Origin of the sequence: Lysinibacillus telephonicus (assembly GCF_003966145.1) — a bacterium.
Classification (GTDB): domain Bacteria; phylum Bacillota; class Bacilli; order Bacillales_A; family Planococcaceae; genus Ureibacillus; species Ureibacillus telephonicus.
In genome coordinates this window covers 1-1,232 of sequence record NZ_RXNR01000154.1, presented here as the reverse complement: position 1 = coordinate 1,232, position 1,232 = coordinate 1, and the positions used below count along the sequence as shown (strand labels likewise).

The window sequence follows — 1,232 nt, the reverse complement described above, 5'->3', positions numbered from 1 at the left end:
TACAAGCAGGGGGTCGGCGGTTCGAGCCCGTCATCCTCCACCATATATGCCGGTGTAGCTCAGTTGGTAGAGCAACTGACTTGTAATCAGTAGGTCGTGGGTTCGACTCCTATCGCCGGCACCATTTTTTCGAGCCATTAGCTCAGTGGTAGAGCATCTGACTTTTAATCAGAGGGTCGAAGGTTCAAGTCCTTCATGGCTCACCAGTTTTAATATTAATGCGGGTGTGGCGGAATTGGCAGACGCACTAGACTTAGGATCTAGCGCCGTAAGGCGTGGGGGTTCGACTCCCTTCACCCGCACCATTTATTTAGCGCCCGTAGCTCAATTGGATAGAGCGTCTGACTACGGATCAGAAGGTTGTGGGTTCGACTCCTGCCGGGCGCGCCAATACATACATTGTTTTTAGTATATAGTTTAAATTTAGCGAATTAAATAGGGGCATAGTTCAACGGTAGAATAGAGGTCTCCAAAACCTTTGGTGTGGGTTCGATTCCTACTGCCCCTGCCATTATTTTTAAGCATGATGGCGGCTGTGGCGAAGTGGTTAACGCACCGGATTGTGGTTCCGGCATTCGTGGGTTCGATTCCCATCAGCCGCCCCATTTAAAATTTAAGACTGAACTTTTAAGATATATTTTTGGGGTATAGCCAAGCGGTAAGGCAACGGATTTTGATTCCGTCATGCCCAGGTTCGAATCCTGGTACCCCAGCCATTTTCGAGGAAGTAGTTCAAAATCGATAACTCTGGGGCCTTAGCTCAGCTGGGAGAGCGCCTGCCTTGCACGCAGGAGGTCAGCGGTTCGATCCCGCTAGGCTCCACCATTGAAATGTAAATACGGAGGAATACCCAAGTCCGGCTGAAGGGATCGGTCTTGAAAACCGACAGGCGGGTTAAACCGCGCGGGGGTTCGAATCCCTCTTCCTCCGCCATTTTCTTTAAATTTGATTTTATAATATTATCGCGGGGTGGAGCACGAACGAATAAGCTTCGTAGAAATGCTTCAGCATAACGATTTCGCAGACATCTTGAATGGCTTATCGAAATCGGGACGGTTCGAGATTTACTTAATGCGTTATGACAAAGTTTATATCTGATAACTAATATTACCGCGGGGTGGAGCAGTTCGGTAGCTCGTCGGGCTCATAACCCGAAGGTCACAGGTTCAAATCCTGTCCCCGCAACCAAAAGGTCCCGTGGTGTAGCGGTTAACATGCCTGCCTGTCACGCA

At 49.2% G+C, this 1,232-nt stretch carries 10 tRNA genes; all 10 read left to right on the top strand.

Features of this window, described 5'->3' with window-relative positions:
• Positions 1-48: 48 nt before the first annotated feature.
• The 10 genes from EKG35_RS20710 (at position 49) to EKG35_RS20665 (ending at position 1,188) form a co-directional block, all read left to right on the top strand.
• Positions 49-124: transfer RNA gene (locus EKG35_RS20710), tRNA-Thr, on the top strand.
• Between the two features lie 7 nt (positions 125-131).
• Positions 132-206 (top strand) — tRNA-Lys (locus EKG35_RS20705).
• A gap of 14 nt (positions 207-220) precedes the next feature.
• Positions 221-305: transfer RNA gene (locus tag EKG35_RS20700), tRNA-Leu, on the top strand.
• 8 nt (positions 306-313) lie between these two features.
• Positions 314-390 (top strand) — tRNA-Arg (locus EKG35_RS20695).
• Between the two features lie 47 nt (positions 391-437).
• A tRNA-Trp gene (locus EKG35_RS20690) sits at positions 438-511 on the top strand.
• Positions 512-529: 18 nt separating this feature from the next.
• Positions 530-605: transfer RNA gene (locus EKG35_RS20685), tRNA-His, on the top strand.
• Positions 606-641: 36 nt separating this feature from the next.
• Positions 642-716: transfer RNA gene (locus tag EKG35_RS20680), tRNA-Gln, on the top strand.
• 33 nt (positions 717-749) lie between these two features.
• A tRNA-Ala gene (locus EKG35_RS20675) sits at positions 750-825 on the top strand.
• A gap of 15 nt (positions 826-840) precedes the next feature.
• Positions 841-933: transfer RNA gene (locus EKG35_RS20670), tRNA-Ser, on the top strand.
• 178 nt (positions 934-1,111) lie between these two features.
• Positions 1,112-1,188: transfer RNA gene (locus EKG35_RS20665), tRNA-Met, on the top strand.
• Positions 1,189-1,232 lie beyond the last annotated feature (44 nt).